Source organism: Streptomyces sp. S.PB5 (genome assembly GCF_030403745.1).
In the GTDB taxonomy this organism is placed as follows: Bacteria; Actinomycetota; Actinomycetes; order Streptomycetales; family Streptomycetaceae; genus Streptomyces.
This window is the reverse complement of the sequence record NZ_JAQMWP010000015.1, coordinates 150,030-166,369: the sequence shown is the minus strand read 5'-3', so window position 1 is coordinate 166,369 and position 16,340 is coordinate 150,030. Positions and strand designations below refer to the sequence as shown.

The 16,340-nt window shown below is 69.8% G+C and carries 12 protein-coding genes; 6 read left to right on the top strand and 6 right to left on the bottom strand.

Annotated features, from left to right (window positions below):
- Nucleotides 1–193: 193 nt before the first annotated feature.
- Entirely contained in the window at nt 194–3,250 is a 3,057-nt protein-coding gene (locus PH203_RS34225; RefSeq protein ID WP_289925152.1) for an alpha-L-rhamnosidase, read from the top strand.
- On the opposite strand, the gene PH203_RS34220 is transcribed toward PH203_RS34225, so the two are convergent.
- The 6 genes from PH203_RS34220 to rhaI all read right to left on the bottom strand — a co-directional run bounded on the left by PH203_RS34220 (nt 3,223) and on the right by rhaI (nt 10,961).
- On the bottom strand, nt 3,223–3,879 hold the full coding sequence (locus PH203_RS34220) for an LUD domain-containing protein (protein WP_289925151.1): 657 nt from the start codon (nt 3,877–3,879) through the stop codon (nt 3,223–3,225). The two genes, PH203_RS34225 and PH203_RS34220, sit on opposite strands and share 28 nt — an antisense overlap.
- Complete coding sequence (locus PH203_RS34215) at nt 3,876–5,369, bottom strand: LutB/LldF family L-lactate oxidation iron-sulfur protein (protein WP_289925149.1); 1,494 nt, start codon at nt 5,367–5,369, stop codon at nt 3,876–3,878. Before PH203_RS34215 ends, PH203_RS34220 begins: the two co-directional genes overlap by 4 nt.
- The gene (locus PH203_RS34210; RefSeq protein ID WP_289925147.1) at nt 5,366–6,121 is read right to left on the bottom strand and encodes a (Fe-S)-binding protein; all 756 of its coding nucleotides are present in this window, start codon (nt 6,119–6,121) and stop codon (nt 5,366–5,368) included. The genes PH203_RS34215 and PH203_RS34210 overlap by 4 nt, the downstream gene beginning before the upstream one ends.
- Nucleotides 6,122–6,192: 71 nt before the next feature.
- Complete coding sequence (locus PH203_RS34205) at nt 6,193–7,632, bottom strand: rhamnulokinase family protein (protein ID WP_289925146.1); 1,440 nt, start codon at nt 7,630–7,632, stop codon at nt 6,193–6,195.
- A gap of 5 nt (nt 7,633–7,637) precedes the next feature.
- Entirely contained in the window at nt 7,638–9,677 is a 2,040-nt protein-coding gene (locus PH203_RS34200) for a bifunctional aldolase/short-chain dehydrogenase (RefSeq protein WP_289925143.1), read from the bottom strand.
- A gap of 114 nt (nt 9,678–9,791) precedes the next feature.
- A complete protein-coding gene (gene rhaI, locus PH203_RS34195; protein ID WP_289925141.1) occupies nt 9,792–10,961 on the bottom strand; it encodes an L-rhamnose isomerase in 1,170 nt (389 codons plus the stop codon).
- Between the two features lie 283 nt (nt 10,962–11,244).
- Between rhaI and PH203_RS34190 the strand changes: the two genes are divergently transcribed.
- The 5 genes from PH203_RS34190 (at nt 11,245) to PH203_RS34170 (ending at nt 16,333) form a co-directional block, all read left to right on the top strand.
- Nucleotides 11,245–12,762, top strand: coding sequence for a sugar ABC transporter ATP-binding protein (locus PH203_RS34190; RefSeq protein WP_289925140.1), 1,518 nt, complete (start codon nt 11,245–11,247; stop codon nt 12,760–12,762).
- A gap of 40 nt (nt 12,763–12,802) precedes the next feature.
- Nucleotides 12,803–13,843, top strand: a complete 1,041-nt coding sequence (locus tag PH203_RS34185) for an ABC transporter permease (RefSeq protein ID WP_289925138.1) — start codon at nt 12,803–12,805, stop codon at nt 13,841–13,843.
- Nucleotides 13,836–14,810, top strand: coding sequence for an ABC transporter permease (locus tag PH203_RS34180; RefSeq protein WP_289925136.1), 975 nt, complete (start codon nt 13,836–13,838; stop codon nt 14,808–14,810). The genes PH203_RS34185 and PH203_RS34180 overlap by 8 nt, the downstream gene beginning before the upstream one ends.
- Nucleotides 14,811–14,904: 94 nt before the next feature.
- On the top strand, nt 14,905–15,984 hold the full coding sequence (rhaS, locus tag PH203_RS34175) for a rhamnose ABC transporter substrate-binding protein (RefSeq protein WP_289925134.1): 1,080 nt from the start codon (nt 14,905–14,907) through the stop codon (nt 15,982–15,984).
- Nucleotides 15,985–16,012: 28 nt separating this feature from the next.
- Complete coding sequence (locus tag PH203_RS34170; protein WP_289925132.1) at nt 16,013–16,333, top strand: L-rhamnose mutarotase; 321 nt, start codon at nt 16,013–16,015, stop codon at nt 16,331–16,333.
- Nucleotides 16,334–16,340 lie beyond the last annotated feature (7 nt).

Below are 16,340 nucleotides of genomic sequence, written 5' to 3'. Positions count from 1 at the left end.
GGCGCGCGTGACGTGGCGCCCTCCAGGCAGGTCCCACCGGCTGGTGAAGGCCGGATTCCGATTTTGAACTGTTTCAATCGGAAAGCGGGAAACTCTCCCTGTCGAGGCGGTAGACACGCTTGCAGTGGGCCACTAACTTCAACTGCCGATGGGCTGAATCGATACAACTCCGAGCAGCCGAAGGGACCACGGCATGACCGACGGAGTCGACAGCACGAACGGCAGGACAGTGCGCCGCAGAACAGTCCTCACCACCGCCCTGGGCGCCGTGCCGGTGGCCGTCGCCGGCGGTAGCGGCGGAGCCGGGGCGGCCGCCGCGGCACCCGTCGGCGACCGCACCGCCGTCGAGGGACTCACGGTCGAGCACCGCACGGACCCGCTCGGCGTGGACGCCGACCGCCCGAGGTTCGGTTGGCGCACCGCGTCCTCGGCCCGCGGCCGCCGCCAGACGGCGTACCGCATCCTGGTCGCCTCCTCGCCCGGACGCCTCGCCCGGGGACAGGCGGATGTCTGGGACAGCGGCCGCGTCACCTCCGCCGAGTCCGTCGCGATCCGCTACGACGGCGAGGACCTGCGTCCCTCCACCCGCTACCACTGGACGGTCCGCGTCTGGGACGAGAACGGCCGCGCCCTCCCCGGCACCCCCATCGCCCACTTCGAGACGGGCCTGCTGAGCACCGACGGCGTCACCGGATGGGACGGCGCCCGCTGGATCACCATGGCGGGCAAGGCGCCGAACAGCGAGGGCGCCCCCCTGCTGCGCACCGAGACCGCCCTCCGGCCGGGGCGGGTCAGGGACGCCCGGCTCTACATCTCCGCCCTCGGTGTGTACGACGCCTACATCAACGGCCGCCGGGTCCAGGTACCGCAGGGCAAGGAGACCACCCTCGAACTGCTCACCCCCGGCTGGACCAACTACGACGCCCGGATCGACTACTTCTCCTACGACGTCACCGGCCTGGTGGCGGGCGAGCGGCGGATCACGCTCGCGGCGGTGCTGGGCAACGGCTGGTTCAACAGCCGTGTGTCGGACGGCAGTTCGTACTACTCGCAGGACGGTGACCGGCTCGCCCTCAAGGCCAGGCTCCTGATCCGGTACACCGACGGCTCGACCCAGACCGTGGTGACCGCCCCCGGCGACGACTGGAAGGCCACCGACTCCGGCCCCTACCGCGCCGACGACATCTACGACGGCCAGACCTACGATGCCCGCCGGGAGATTCCGGGCTGGACCACGAGCGGCTTCGACGCCTCGGACTGGCCCGGCACGGAGGAGCACGACTTCACCGAGCGCTTCCCGGACACCCGGCTCGTCGCCTACCCCGGCGAGTCCGCCCGGCTGATGCCCGAGTGGGACCGTGGGCCGGAGTCGGTCACCGTCCACGACGAGGGCTTCCACGAGAGCCGCCCAGCCACCCTCCCCGTCACCCTCCACCCGGGCGAGACCGCCGTCATCGACCTCGGCCAGAACCTGGTCGGCGTCCCCCGCTACACCCTCCGCGGCCCCGAAGGCGCCCAGGTCGCCTTCAAGCCGGGCGAGATGCTCAACGACACCAGCGAAGGCGCGGACGGGCCCGAAGGCTCCGTCTACCGGGCCAACCTCCGCACGGCCAAGGCCACCAGCACTTACCTCCTCAAGGGCGACCCGGACGGCGAGACCCACCAGGACTCCCTGACCTTCTACGGCTTCCGCTACGTCTCCGTCACCACCACCGACACCGTCACCCTCACCGAGTTCACCGGCCGCGTCGCCACCTCCGCGATCCGCGACATCGGCACCGTCACCACCGACGACGCCGACATCAACCAGCTGATCAGCAACGTCCGTTGGGGCCAGCGCGGCAACTACCTGTGGGTGCCCACCGACTGCCCGCAGCGCGACGAACGCTGCGGCTGGACCGGCGACACCCAGCTCTTCTCGGCCGCCGGACTCTACAACGCCGACGCGGTCAGTTTCCTCAGCCACTTCCAGGAATCGCTGATCGACTCACAGCGCATCTACGGCGCGGACGGCGCCCAGTTCACCTGGATCGCCCCCGGCGCCCGCTACAACCAGCCGATCCCGGCGAGCGGTTGGGCCGACTGCGGAGTGGTCGTGCCCTGGACGGTGTGGCAGATGTCCGGGGACACCACCGTCATCGACCGCAGCTGGACGGCGATGACCGCATACCTGGACTGGATCCACGCACGCACCGGCGACACCTACGCCGGACAGGGCGCCGTCTTCGGCGACTGGCTGGCCTTCCAGGACACCAGCACCCAGCTCATGAGCGACGTCTACTACGGATACAGCGCACACCTCATGGCCGGCATGGCACAGGCCACCGGCCGGACCGAGGAGGCCCGCGCGTACGAGGAGCTCTTCGCCCATGTCAAACGCGCGTTCGTCACCAAGTACCTGGTCACCGAGGGCGGCACCCTCACCCTGCGCTCCAGCCTCGGCGAGCCGCCCCCAACCCCCGGCGACAGCCCGCGCAGGACCGAGGACGACAGCCAGACCGCCCTTCTGTGGGCCCTCAAACTCGGCTTCTACGACACCGAGGCCCAGCGCCGCGAACTCGTCACCCTGCTCGCCGACAACATCGGCAACGACGAGGCCTACAAGGCCGCCCACCCCGACAGCACCCGCGTCCACTACCCGGCGAACACCCTCGCCGTCGGCTTCCTCGGCGTGAACGTGCTCGCCCCGGTCCTCACCGACGAGGGCCGCGCCGACCTCGCCTACGAACTCCTCCACCAGGACGCCATGCCGTCCTGGCTGTACTCGGTGAAGAACGGCGCCACCACCATCTGGGAGCGCTGGAACTCGTACTCCGAGGAGGACGGCTTCGGGCCGGTGGCCATGAACTCGTTCAACCACTACTCCTACGGAGCGATCATGGAGTGGATGTACGAGAGCGTGGCCGGCATCGCCAGGGACCCGGCCCACCCGGGCTTCAAGCACTTCTTCCTGGGCCCGCACCTCGACCCGACGGGCAGGATCACCCGCGTGACCGGCTCGCACCTGTCGCCGTACGGGGAGATCGTCAGCGCGTGGACGGCCGACGACAGCGAACTGGCCTACCGGGCCACGATCCCCGCCAACAGCACGGCCACCCTGCGCATCCCCACCACCGACCCCGACACCGTCCGCGAGGGCCGGACACCCCTGTCACGCGTCAGGGGCGTGGAGTACCTCGGCTTCGCGGACGGCATCGCCTCCTACCGACTCCCCTCCGGCCACTACGAGTTGACGTCCTCGCTCGACTGATCGCCCACCAGCACCACCTCAAGGGTGCGCGGGCCGTGCACCCCCTCGACCCGGTCCAGCTCGATGTCACTGGTCGCCGAAGGGCCGGAGATCCAGGTCAACGGGCGGGCCGGGTCGAGGCGTTCGAGGGCCTGCGGCACGGAGGAGACGACCTGCTCGGGAACCCGCACGACACAGATGTGGTGGTCGGGGACGAGGGTGATGCGGCGGCGGCCCTGATCGGGTGAGCCGTCGAGCACGATCGTCCCCGTCTCCGCGACGGCCACCGCGCACGCCGTGACCACGCTGTCGATCCCGTCCAGCTCGTGCGGGGTGCTCTCGATCCGGTCCGGCACCTGCTCGGCCTCGGCCTCCGCGAGCCATGACGGCTCGAGACCCGGCGGGACGAGAACCGTCCTCGAACCCCGGGCGGCCAGCATCCCCGCGATGGTCACGGCCAGGTCCCCGGCGGTGCAACGGTGCACGAGCGCCCGGTAGTCGGCGAGATTCTCGGCCAGCAGAGCGGTCGTCTCCGCCACGCTGCGAGCGCCGTGCTCGCGCAGATAGGCGCGCTCGATGGGGGCGTCGTCGCGCGGCACGTCCGCCAGCGCGCGCCGCACCCGGCCCAGAATCCGTTCCCTGCTGCTCACTCGGCGCCGTCCTTCCCGCCGTCGGTCCGCTGCCACCAGTCCCGGAACGGCTCCGCCGGCACCGCCGGCAGCTCCCGGGTACCGCTCCACGCCTTGCCGGGACCCGGCAGCGTACGCGGATGGAGACGACGCGTCCGCGAGGCGAGCCGCTGACCGGCGCGCAGGGCGCCGGGGTGGGCGAACGCCCAGCGTGCCGCACGCATCGCCGCCCGCTCGGCGGCATGTCCCTTGGCCGGCTTCAGCACGACCTTGTTGCCCTCCCGGATCACCGGCCCGCCCTGGACGACCCGCTCGCGCAGATGCACCAGCACCTCGGGGATGTCGATGGCGACCGGGCACACCTCGTAGCAGGCCCCGCACAGTGAGGACGCGTACGGCAGGGACGCGTCGATCTCGCTTGCGGTGCCCCGGAGCTGAGGGCTGAGGATGGCACCGATCGGGCCGGGATAGACCGAGCCGTAGGCGTGGCCGCCGGCCCGCTCGTACACCGGGCAGACGTTCAGACACGCCGAGCAGCGGATGCAGCGCAGGGCCTGACGGCCGACCTCGTCGGCGAGGGTGTCGGTGCGGCCGTTGTCGATCAGCACGAGGTGGAAGTTCTGCGGCCCGTCCCCTTCCCCGGCGCTGCCGTCCCTCGTGCCCGTCCACATCGAGGTGTAGGGGTTCATACGCTCGGCGGTCGACGACCGGGGGAGGGTCTGGAGGAAGACCTCCAGGTCCTGCCAGGTCGGCAGGACCTTCTCGATGCCGACGACCGAGATCAGTGTCTCGGGCAGGGTCAGACACATGCGCCCGTTGCCCTCGGACTCCACGACCACCAGCGTGCCCGTCTCGGCGATCATGAAGTTGGCGCCGGAGACGCCGACCTTGGCGCGCAGGAACTTCTCACGGAGGTGGAGGCGGGCGGCCTCGGCGAGCTCGGCGGGTGTGTCGGTGAGCCCCTCGGGCGCCGGACGCCCCCACTCGCTCATCTCCCGCTCGAAGATGTCCCTGATCTCGCCCCGGTTGCGATGGATGGCCGGGACGAGGATGTGCGAGGGCCGGTCCTTGCCCAACTGCACGATGAGCTCGGCGAGATCGGTCTCGTAGGCGCGGATGCCGGCCTCCTCCAGCGCCTCGTTGAGCCCGATCTCCTGCGTGGCCATCGACTTGACCTTGACGACCTCCGACTCGCCGGTCATCTTGACCAGTTGCGTCACGATCTCGTTGGCCTCGTCGGCGTCGGCGGCCCAGTGGACGATGCCGCCCGCCGCCGTCACCGACTCCTCCAACTGCACGAGATACCGGTCGAGATGACGGAGCGTATGGTCCTTGATCTGCTTGCCCGCCTCCCGCAGTGCCGCCCAGTCGGAGACCTCGGCGACGGCCTTCGCCCGCTTGGCGCGGATCGTGTGCGTGGCGTGCCGCAGATTCCCCCGCAGGGTCTTGTTGCCCACGGCCTCGTGCGCGGCCTCGGGAAAGGCCGGCATCCCTACGAACGTCCCGCTCATACGGCCGGCTCCTCCTCCGTGCTCGCCAGGATCTCCGCGATGTGCACCGGCCGCATGTCCGTGCTCAGCCGGGCCATGGTCCCGCCGATGTGCATGAGGCAGGAGTTGTCGGCCGCGCACAGCACCTCGGCACCGGTCGACTCGGCGTTGCGGACCTTGTCCGCGCCCATCGCCGCCGACACATCGGAGTTCTTCAGCGCGAAGGTGCCGCCGAACCCGCAGCACTCGTCCGCCCCCGGCAACTCGACCAGCTCCAGCCCCTTCACGGCCTGCAGCAGCCGCCGGGGCCGCTCACCGAGCCCCAGACCGCGCAGCCCGTGACAGGTCGGGTGGTAGGTCACCTTGCGCGGGTAGCAGGCGCCCACGTCGGTGACCCCGAGCACGTCCACCAGGAACTCCGTCAACTCGTACGTCTTCGGCACCACGGGCGCCACAGTCGCGGCGAGCGTGTCCCCGCGCCCCTCGGCACGGGCCCGCTCACCCATCCGCGGATACAGCTCCCGCACCATCGCCCCGCACGATCCCGACGGGGTGACGATGGCTTCGTACTCCCCGAATACATCGGAGAAATGCCGGGCCAGCGGCTCCGCCTCATGGCGGTACCCGGTGTTGTAGTGCGCCTGCCCGCAGCAGGTCTGGGCCATCGGGAAGTCGACCTCGACGCCCAGTCTGGTCAGCAGTTTCACCACGGCGCGCCCGGTGTCCGGATAGAGCGTGTCGTTGACGCAGGTCAGGAACAGAGCGACACGCATCGCGGCTCCTTGTGATCGATCATCGGATGAGTGCAGGGTAATGCGGACCCGCGGCCGGCGGGAGACCCCGCTCACCGTGCGGCGAGCCGGGCCTCCGCCTCGCGCCAGGGTGCCGTGTCCCCTTGGGGCTTGTACCGGGTCAACGGCTGGGTACGGGTGAGCAGTCGCCGCCCGTCCGCGAGGTCGCCGACCAGTCCGTGCGCCCGGGCCTGGACCAGCACGTTCCCGAGGGCCGCGGCCTCCGACGGGCCTGCCACCACCGGCAGCCCGCAGGCGTCGGCGGTCAGCTGGCACAGGAGCGCGTTACGGGTGCCGCCGCCGACGACGTGCACGACATCGACCGGCTGCCCGGCGATCCGCTGCGCGTCGGCGACGGCCCTGCGGTGCGCGAGGGCGAGCGAGTCGAGGATGCACCGGGTGATCTCGGCCGGCGACCCGGGCACGGGCTGCCCGGAGACCCGGCACGCCTCGGCGATCCGTTCCGGCATCCGTCCCGGCGCGAGGAACGCCGCGTCCCCCGCGTCCACCACGGACCGCAGCGCGGGCACCTTCGCCGCCGCCAGCAGCAGCGCCCCCAACTCCGGCTCGCCCCAGGCCCGTACGCACTCCTGGAGCAGCCACAGCCCCATGATGTTCCGCAGATGGCGGACCGTGCCGTCCAGCCCCAGCTCATTGGTGAAGTTGGCGGCCCGGCTCTCCTCGGTCAGCACGGGCGCGTCCAGCTCTAGCCCGGCCAGCGACCAGGTCCCGGTGCAGATGTACGCGAACCGCTCACCCTCACCTGCCGGTACGGCGGCCACGGCGGACGCGGTGTCGTGCGACCCGACGGCGGTCACCGGAACGGGCCCGGTGAGCCCGGTCTCCTCCAGCACCTCGGGCCGCAGCACACCGGCGGCGTCACCGGGCTGCCGCAACGGCGCGAACAGGTCCAGGTCGATCCCGAGCCGCGCGGCGACGTCGTACGACCAGTCGCGCGTCCGGGGATCGATCAGCTGGGTCGTCGAGGCGTTGGTGATCTCGGTGCCCTGTTCCCCGGTGAGCCAGTGGGTGAGGAGGTCGGGGATGAGCAACAGCCGCTCGGCACACTTCAGTTGAGCCGTCGAGCGGGCGGCGGTGAGCTGGTACAGCGTGTTGAAGGGCGCGTACTGGAGACCGGTGGCCGCGTACAGCTCCTCGGCCGGGACGGTCGCCCAGACCTTCTCCGCGATCCCGTCGGTCCGGGAATCCCGGTAGTGCACGGGATTGCCGAGGAGCACCCCGTCGCCGTCCAGGAGCCCGTAGTCCACGGCCCAGCTGTCGATGCCGACCGAGTCCACCTGCCCCGCCGCCCGGAGCCCGTCCAGGACACCGCCGTACAGCGAAAGGATGTCCCAGCGCAGTCCCTCGGGTACGCGGACCGGGCGGTTCGCGAACCGGTGTGCCTCGCCGAGCTCCAGGCTGTCGGGGCCGACGCGGCCGACCATGACACGTCCGCTGGACGCGCCGAGGTCGACCGCGGCGTACGACTTCATGCCCGTCACCGCAGGAAGGCGGCCGCGACGCCGGCGTCGACCGGGATGTGGAGGCCGGTGGTGTGGGTCAACTCCCCACCCGTCAGGGCGAACACGGCGTTCGCGACGTGCTCGGGCAGCACCTCGCGCTTGAGGATCGTCCGCTGGGCGTAGAACTCGCCCAGCTTCTCCTCCTCGACCCCGTACACGGCGGCCCGCTTGGCGCCCCACCCGCCGGCGAAGATCCCGGACCCGCGGACCACGCCGTCGGGGTTGATCCCGTTGACCCGGATGCCGTGCTCACCCAACTCGGCCGCGAGCAGCCGTACTTGGTGGGCCTGGTCGGCCTTGGTGGCGGAGTAGGCGATGTTGTTGGGCCCGGCGAACACGGCGTTCTTGGAGGCGATGTAGACGATGTCGCCCCCGAGGCCCTGCGCGATCATCACCCGGGCCGCCTCACGCGAGACGAGGAACGAGCCCCGGGCCATGATGTCGTGCTGCAGGTCCCAGTCCTCGGCCGAGGTCTCCAGCAACGGCTTGGAGACGGAGATCCCGGCGTTGTTGACGACGAGATCCACCCCACCGAAGGCGAGCGCGGCAGCCTTGAACGCCTCGGCGATCTGCTCCTCGGACGTCACGTCCACGGTCACGGCGACCGCCTTGTCGGCCCCGCCGAGTCCCTCCGCGACGGCCGCGGCGTTCTCGGCGTTGAGATCGGCGACGACGACACACGCGCCCTCGGCGACCAGCCGGTGCGCGATGGCCTTGCCGATCCCGCTGCCCGCCCCGGTCACGAGCGCGACCCGCGTCGCGAGCGGCTTCGGCCTGGGCATCCGCTGGAGCTTGGCCTCCTCCAGCGCCCAGTACTCGATACGGAACTTCTCGGACTCCTCGATCGGCGCGTACGTGGAAACGGCCTCCGCGCCGCGCATCACGTTGATGGCATTGACGTAGAACTCGCCCGCCACCCGCGCGGTCTGCTTGTCCTTGCCGAAGGAGAACATGCCCACACCCGGGATCAGCACGATCGCCGGGTCCGCACCGCGCATGGCGGGGGAGTCGGGCAGCGCGTGCCGCCGGTAGTAGGCGGCGTACTCCTCGCGGTAGGAGGCGTGCAGTTCCTTGAGGCGGGCGACGGCCTCGTCCAGCGGGGCGTCCGCCGGCAGGTCGAGGACGAGCGGAGCGACCTTGGTCCGCAGGAAGTGGTCCGGGCAGGAGGTCCCGAGCCCGGCGAGCCGCGGGTGCTCGGCCCGGGCCAGGAACTCCAGGACGACGTCGGAGTCGTTGAAGTGCCCGACCTGGGGCCGGTCCTGCGAGGCGATGGCCCGTACATGGGGAGCCAGCGCGGCAGCCCGCTCACGCCGCTCGTCCTCGGCCAGAGCCGCGTACCCCTCGATCACCGGCCCGAAGGGCTCGGCCTTGCCGCGCTCGGCGAGGAAGGCCTCGGCGGTACGGATGATGTGCAGCGAGTTCCGCTCGCACTCCTCGGCACTCGCGCCCCACGCCGTGATGCCGTGCCCGCCGAGGACGACGCCGATCGCCTGCGGGTTGGCCGCCTTGATCGCGGCGATGTCCAGCCCCAGCTGGAACCCGGGCCGCCGCCACGGCACCCAGGCCACGGTGTCGCCGAAGCACTCCGCGGTCAGCTTCTCGCCGTCCGCGGCACAGGCCAGCGCGATCCCGGAGTCGGGATGCAGATGATCGACGTGCGCGGCGTCGACCAGCCCGTGCATCGCGGTGTCGATGGAGGGCGCCGCCCCGCCCTTGCCGTGCAGGCAGTAGTCGAAGGCGGCGACCATCTCGTCCTCGCGCTCGACGCCCGGGTAGACGTCGACGAGCGCCCGCATCCGGTCCAGCCGCAGGACGGCCAGCCCGCCCTCGGTGAGGGTTCCGAGATCACCACCGGACCCCTTGACCCACATCAGCTCGACATCACCCCCGGTGACGGGATCGGTGTCGGTGCCTTTCGCGGACGCGTTGCCACCGGCGTAGTTGGTGTTGCGGGGATCGGCGCCGAGCCGATGAGAGCGAGCGAGGAGGGCGGCAGCTTCGGGGTGGAGGGCCATGAACGTTCAGTCCTTCTTGAGAGGAGGGGGCGATTTCCTACCTAGGGGCGCGGGGAACTGCGCGACCAGCCACAACGGACCCGCACCCGGCATACGACAGAACCCGGCAGACGCTTACGCCCCCCACCCGGCCTGCTCTCCGCCAACCCGCTCGGCCACGATCTTCTCGGCCCACCCGGAACGCCGGTACGCAGCAATGGGGTTCGCGTCCAGCCCCATCTCCTCACGCACCTCCGCAAGCAGCGGCCGCACATCCGTGTTGTACGCGTCCATGATCACGGCGTTCGCCTCAAGGACATCCCCCGAAGCCTGCGCAGCAGACAGCGCACCCCGGTCGACCAGCAACGCCTTCGCCGTAGCCTCCTGCACGTTCATCACCGACCGGATGATCGCCGGGATCTTCGCCTCGATGTTGTGGCACTGGTCGAGCATGAACGCCACATCGGGAGTGAACCCGCCGCCGCGCACCACCTCGTACATGATCCGGAACAGCTGGAACGGATCGGCCGCCCCCACCATCAGGTCGTCGTCGGCGTAGAACCGCGAGTTGAAGTCGAACCCGCCGAGCTTCCCCTCCCGCAGGAGCGTGGCGACGATGAACTCGATGTTGGTCCCGGGGGCGTGATGCCCGGTGTCCACCACGACCTGCGCCTTGGGGCCGAGCTTCAGGCAGTGCGCGTACGCCGTCCCCCAGTCCGGCACATCGGTGGTGTAGAAGGCCGGCTCGAAGAACTTGTACTCCAGCAGCATGCGCTGTCCGTCCCCGAGCCGCTCGTAGACCTCCGCCAGCCCTTCGGCCAGCCGGTCCTGACGGCTGCGGATGTCGTCCTGCCCGGGATAGTTCGTGCCGTCGGCGAACCACAGCTTGAGATCCGTGGACCCCGTCGCGTCCATGATGTCGACGCACTCCAGCAGATGGTCGACGGCCTTCCGCCGTACCGACGCCTCCGGGTGACAGATGCTGCCCAGTTTGTAGGCGTCGTCCTGGAAGGTGTTGGAGTTGATCGCGCCCAGCTTCACTCCGCGGTCTTCGGCGTGCTTCGCCAGCTCTGCGTATCCATCGGAGCCCTCGACCCTGTCCCACGGGATGTGCAGGGCGACGGTCGGGGCCACACCGGTGAACGCGTGCACCTGGGCGGCGTCGTCGAGCTTCTCCTGCGGGGTGCGCGGAACACCCTGCTGGGCGAACACCTTGAAGCGGGTTCCCGAGTTCCCGTACGCCCACGACGGCGTCTCGACTGCCTGTGTCTTGAGCGCGGCTTTCACCGCGGCGAGCTCGGTCACTTCGGGGCTCCTGTGACGTCGGTTCGGAAGGTCATCTGAAAGCTGCATCGAAAGGTCTGTGTGAAACGATTCAAGAACGGAAAGTATGAGGTGCCCGGTGAGGTGTCAACCCCTGCGGCCGAGCCTGTTGCCCGTGACCCGGCTGTGACCCATGAGTCTCGAAAGTTTTTCGATACGAACCCATTGACGTGACATGCGCTGGGTGCCTAACGTCCCGGCAACCAAGTTGAAACCTTTCACGACGCCGTGAGGGCAGACCCCGGGCGTCGTCGAGGAGCCCCTCATGACCCACCCGTCCGAAGCGGGTCCATCCCCGGTGCTGGCGCTCAAGGGCATCTCCAAGTCCTTCGGCGCCGTGCGCGCCCTGCGGGACGTGTCCCTGGAGCTGTTCGCCGGCGAAGTGCACGCCCTCGCCGGGGAGAACGGCGCGGGCAAGTCGACCCTCATCAAGACCCTGGCGGGGGTGCACCGGCCGGACGCCGGCCAGGTGCTGCTCGACGGCGCGCCCGTCGTCTTCCACGGGCCCGGCGACGCTCGCGACGCCGGTATCGCCGTGATCTACCAGGAGCCGACGCTCTTCCCTGACCTGTCGATCGCCGAGAACATCTTCATGGGCCGCCGGCCGCGGCGCACGTTCGGCCGTATCGACCACAAGGCCACCCACGCGGCCACCCTCGCCCTGATGCAGCGGCTCGGCGTCGAACTCGACCCCGACCGCCCTGCGCGCGGTCTGTCCATCGCGGACCAGCAGATCGTCGAGATCGCCAAGGCGCTCTCCTTCGAGGCCCGCGTCCTGATCATGGACGAGCCGACCGCGGCCCTGACCGGCAGCGAGGTCGCCCGGCTCTTCGGAGTCGTGCGCACCCTGCGCGAACAGGGCGCGGCCGTCCTCTTCATCTCCCACCGCCTGGAGGAGATCTTCCAGATCTGCCGGCGGGTCACCACGCTGCGCGACGGCGCCTGGATCTCCAGCGAGCCGGTCGACGGCATGACCGAGGACGACCTCGTCCGCCGGATGGTCGGCCGCGACCTCGACGAGCTGTACCCGAAGCAGGAGGTACGCCCCGGCGAGGTCGCCCTGACGGTGAACCGCCTGACCCGGGAGGGTGTCTTCACCGACGTCTCCTTCCAGGTGCGGCGCGGCGAGATCGTCGGCCTGGCCGGGCTCGTCGGGGCGGGCCGGACCGAGGTCGCCCGGGCGGTGTTCGGCATCGACCGCTGGGACGCGGGCGATGTCTCCGTGGACGGCAAGCCACTGGTCAACGGCGCCCCCTCCACCGCCATGGCCGCGGGCCTCGCCCTGGTCCCCGAGGACCGGCGCGCTCAGGGCCTGGTGATGGACATGTCCATCGAGCGCAACATCGGCCTCACCGGACTTCGTACGACGGTGAAGGCCGGCCTGATGGACCGCGGTGCCGAACGCAGCCGCTCCCTCGACTGGGCCGTCAAGCTCCAGGTCAAGTACGCCCGTATCGCCGACACGGTCAACACCCTGTCCGGCGGCAACCAGCAGAAGGTCGTTCTCGCCAAGTGGCTGGCCACCGGCCCCAAGGTGCTGATCGTCGACGAGCCCACCCGCGGCATCGACGTCGGCACCAAGGCGGAGGTGCACCGGCTGCTGAGCGAGCTGGCCGCCGACGGTGTGGCGGTCCTGATGATCTCCTCCGACCTGCCGGAGATCCTCGGCATGGCCGACCGCGTGCTGGTGATGCACGAGGGACGGCTCACCGCCGAGATCCCGCGCTCCGAAGCCACCGAGGAAACCGTGATGGCCGCAGCCACCGGGAGGGCTGCCGCATGAGGCCCACCACGACGTCCCCTGTCCCCCGGAGGGCCGCCGCATGACGGTCACCACCCCCGACAAGGCGCCCGTCGCCGAGGTGCCCAGGTCCAGCGGCACCCGGCTCGTCGACCGCGTCTTCAAGATGCGCGAACTCGCCATCCTGGTCGTCTTCCTGGTGATGATCGTCATCACCCAGGCCGGCAACAGCGAGTTCCTGTCCGAACAGGGCATCAAGGACCTGCTGCTCAACGCCACGATTCTGGTGCTGGTCGCCACCGGCCAGTCCCTGGTCGTGATCACCCGGAACGTCGACCTCTCGGTCGGCTCCACCCTCGGCATCAGCGCCTTCGCCGCCGGCAACTACCTCCAGGGCGGCGGGAACCCGGTCGTCGCGATCGCCCTCGCCGTCCTCATGGGCATCGGGTTCGGCCTGCTGAACGGCCTCCTGGTCAGTCTCGGCCAGGTGCCCGCCCTCGTCGTCACCCTCGGCACGCTGTACATCATCCGCGGCATCGACTCCATCTGGGTCGGCTCCCGGCAGATCACCGCGGCGAGCCTCCCGGACGGCTTCATCGACTTCGGCTCCGGCGGCATCTCCGCGGTGCCCTACCTCGCGCTCATCGCGCTGGTGGTCCTGGTGGCCACCGCGTACCACCTCAAGCACTTCGGCAGCGGCCGCGAGCTCTACGCCCTCGGCTCCAACCCCGAGGCCGCCCGCCTCGCCGGCATCCCGGTCCGCAAGCGGATCCTCGCCGCGTACACCTTCTGCGGGGCCCTGGCCGGTCTCGCCGGGGCGATGTATCTGGCCCGGTTCGGCAACGTCGACTCCGGCACCGGTACCGGCTACGAGATGACCGTCGTCAGCGCGGTCGTGGTCGGCGGCGTCGTCTTCACCGGCGGCTCCGGCAGCGTCTACGGGGCGGCCCTCGGCGCCCTGCTGCTGACCTCCGTCAACAGCATGCTGCCCGCGCTCGGCGTCAGCTCCGTGTGGGTGCTCGCCATCAACGGCATCCTGCTCATCCTCGCCATCGCGGTCGACCGGATCGTCGCGCTGCGCGTGGCCTCGGCCCTGAAGAAGAGGAACGCCCGCCATGCCTGAGTCTCTGACGCGAGCCGTCCGCTGGGACACGGTCGTGGGCGCCGTTCTGATCGTCGTGCTCCTGCTGTCCTTCGGAACGGTCGACGGTTTCGGAAACGCTCTCAATCTGTCGTTCCTGATCGGAAACACCCTTCCGATCGCCCTGGTCGCCCTCCCGATGACCCTTCTGGTCGTCTCGGGCGAGATCGATCTCTCCGTCGCCTCCACCGCCGGTCTCTCCGGCGCCGTGATGGGCGCCCTGTGGAACCAGGGCATGACGATCGAGACGATCATCCCGATCTGCCTGTTGCTCGGCGTGGTCTGCGGCCTCGTCAACGGCCTGCTCGTCACCCGGCTCGGGCTGCCCTCCCTCGCCGTCACCATCGGCACCCTCGCCGCCTACCGGGGCATCGCACAGATCGTGCTCGGCTCCGACTCGGTGACCGACTTCCCCACCCAGTACCTGGACTTCGCGGCCGGCCGGATCGGCGACACGTTCGTCCCGCAGGCCTTCGTGCCCTTCCTGGTGCTGCTCGTGATCGCCGTGATCGTCCTGCACGCCACCGCGTTCGGACGGGCCGCGTTCGCCATCGGCGCCAGCGAGGAGGCCGCGCGGTTCGCCGGCATCCGCGTCAAGCGGCAGAAGCTGATCCTGTTCACGGTGACCGGGCTGATGGCCTCGCTCACCGGCATCTTCTGGGCGCTGCACTACGCGTCCGCTCGGTACGACAACGCGACCGGGCTCGAACTGTCCGTCATCGCGGCGGTGTTGCTCGGCGGTATCGACTTCGACGGCGGAAAGGGGACGCTCGGTGGCGCCATCGCCGGGGTGTTCCTGCTGGGGACATTGCAGAACGTGATGAGCCTTCAGGATGTGTCCGCGCAGTCGCAGATCGTGGTCACGGGGGTCCTGCTGGTGCTGTCGGTGCTCGGGCCGCGAGTCGCACGGCAGATCTCCATTGCTCGGGCGCAAAGGCTTACGTCGTAGCGCCGTATGCAGCTGCGGGAGCGCTGTGGCTGGTCGCGCAGTTCCCCGCGCCCCTAGGTAGCTCCACTCCACCCTCATAAAAAGGAACCCCACCATGCGCAAGTCGTCGCTCCGCCGTGCCTGCGCGGCCCTCGCCGCCGGAACCTCTCTCGCCCTGGCCCTGACCGCCTGTGGCGGTACCACGAAGAAGGACGTGGAGAACGAGGGCGCCTCCGCCTCCTCCACCGCCAAGGCCGACCCGAACGCGGCCACCAAGAAGGGGCTGACCGTCGGGTTCCTGCCCAAGCAGGTCAACAACCCGTACTTCACCTCCGCCGACAAGGGCGGCGAGGCGGCCCTGAAGGAGCTGGGCTCCAGCTACAAGGAGGTCGGCCCCTCCAGCGCCACCGACACCGCCGGGCAGGTGAGCTACGTCAACACGCTCACCCAGCAGCAGGTCGACGCGATGGCCGTCTCCGCGCAGGACCCGGGCGCCCTGTGCACCGCGACCAAGCAGGCCATGAAGAACGACATCAAGGTCGTCACCTACGACTCCGACACCAAGCCGGACTGCCGCAACGCCTTCGTCTCCCAGGCCTCCGCCGAGGACCTCGGCCGCACCGAGGTGCAGCTGCTCGCCGAACAGATCGGCTACAAGGGCGAGATCGCGATCCTGTCCGCCGCGCAGACCGCGACGAACCAGAACGTCTGGATCGACTTCATGAAGGACGAGCTGAAGGACCCCAAGTACAAGGACATCAAGCTCGTCAAGACCGCCTACGGCAACGACGACGCCCAGCAGTCCTTCCAGCAGACCCAGGGCCTGCTGCAGGAGTTCCCGAACCTGAAGGGGATCATCTCCCCGACCACCGTCGGCATCAAGGCGGCCGCCCAGTACCTGTCCGGCTCCAAGTACAAGGGCAAGGTCAAGCTGACCGGCCTCGGCACCCCCAACGACATGCGCAAGTACGTCAAGAACGGCACCGTCGAGGCGTTCGAGCTGTGGGACCCGGCCAAGCTCGGCGCGCTCGCCGCGCAGACGGCCGTGGCGCTGGTCTCGGGCCAGATCACCGGCGCGGAGGGCGAGACCTTCAAGGCCGGCGGCACGACGTACACCATCGGCAAGGACGGCGTGATCAACCTCGGCAAGCCGACCGTGTTCGACGCCGAGAACATCGACCAGTTCAACTTCTGATCAACTTCTGAGTCCCCAAGGGGTGTTGATGCAGCGCGTGTGCTTCCTGCTGAAGGTCAGGGCAGACCGCCTCGACGAGTACCGCGAGCGGCACGCCGCCGTGTGGCCCGAGATGCTCGACGCGCTCTCGGCCACCGGCTGGCACAACTACTCGCTCTTCCTCAGAGACGACGGCCTGCTGGTCGGCTACCTGGAGACCGAGGACTTCGAGGCCGCCGTGACCGGCATGGAAGCCACCGACGTCAACGCCCGCTGGCAGGCCGAGATGGCGCCGTTCTTCGAGTCGTTGGACGGCGCCCGGCCCGACGAGGCGATGAAACCGCTCACCGAGGTCTTCCACCTCGCCTGACCTTCCC

Coding starts and splice junctions, on each gene's coding strand:
- PH203_RS34225 (WP_289925152.1), top strand. CDS start 194: ATGACCGACGGAGTCGACAGCACGAACGGCAGGACAGTGCGCCGCAGA.
- PH203_RS34215 (WP_289925149.1), bottom strand. CDS start 5,369: ATGAGCGGGACGTTCGTAGGGATGCCGGCCTTTCCCGAGGCCGCGCAC.
- PH203_RS34210 (WP_289925147.1), bottom strand. CDS start 6,121: ATGCGTGTCGCTCTGTTCCTGACCTGCGTCAACGACACGCTCTATCCG.
- PH203_RS34205 (WP_289925146.1), bottom strand. CDS start 7,632: ATGAAGTCGTACGCCGCGGTCGACCTCGGCGCGTCCAGCGGACGTGTC.
- PH203_RS34200 (WP_289925143.1), bottom strand. CDS start 9,677: ATGGCCCTCCACCCCGAAGCTGCCGCCCTCCTCGCTCGCTCTCATCGG.
- PH203_RS34190 (WP_289925140.1), top strand. CDS start 11,245: ATGACCCACCCGTCCGAAGCGGGTCCATCCCCGGTGCTGGCGCTCAAG.
- PH203_RS34185 (WP_289925138.1), top strand. CDS start 12,803: ATGACGGTCACCACCCCCGACAAGGCGCCCGTCGCCGAGGTGCCCAGG.
- PH203_RS34180 (WP_289925136.1), top strand. CDS start 13,836: ATGCCTGAGTCTCTGACGCGAGCCGTCCGCTGGGACACGGTCGTGGGC.
- rhaS (WP_289925134.1), top strand. CDS start 14,905: ATGCGCAAGTCGTCGCTCCGCCGTGCCTGCGCGGCCCTCGCCGCCGGA.
- PH203_RS34170 (WP_289925132.1), top strand. CDS start 16,013: ATGCAGCGCGTGTGCTTCCTGCTGAAGGTCAGGGCAGACCGCCTCGAC.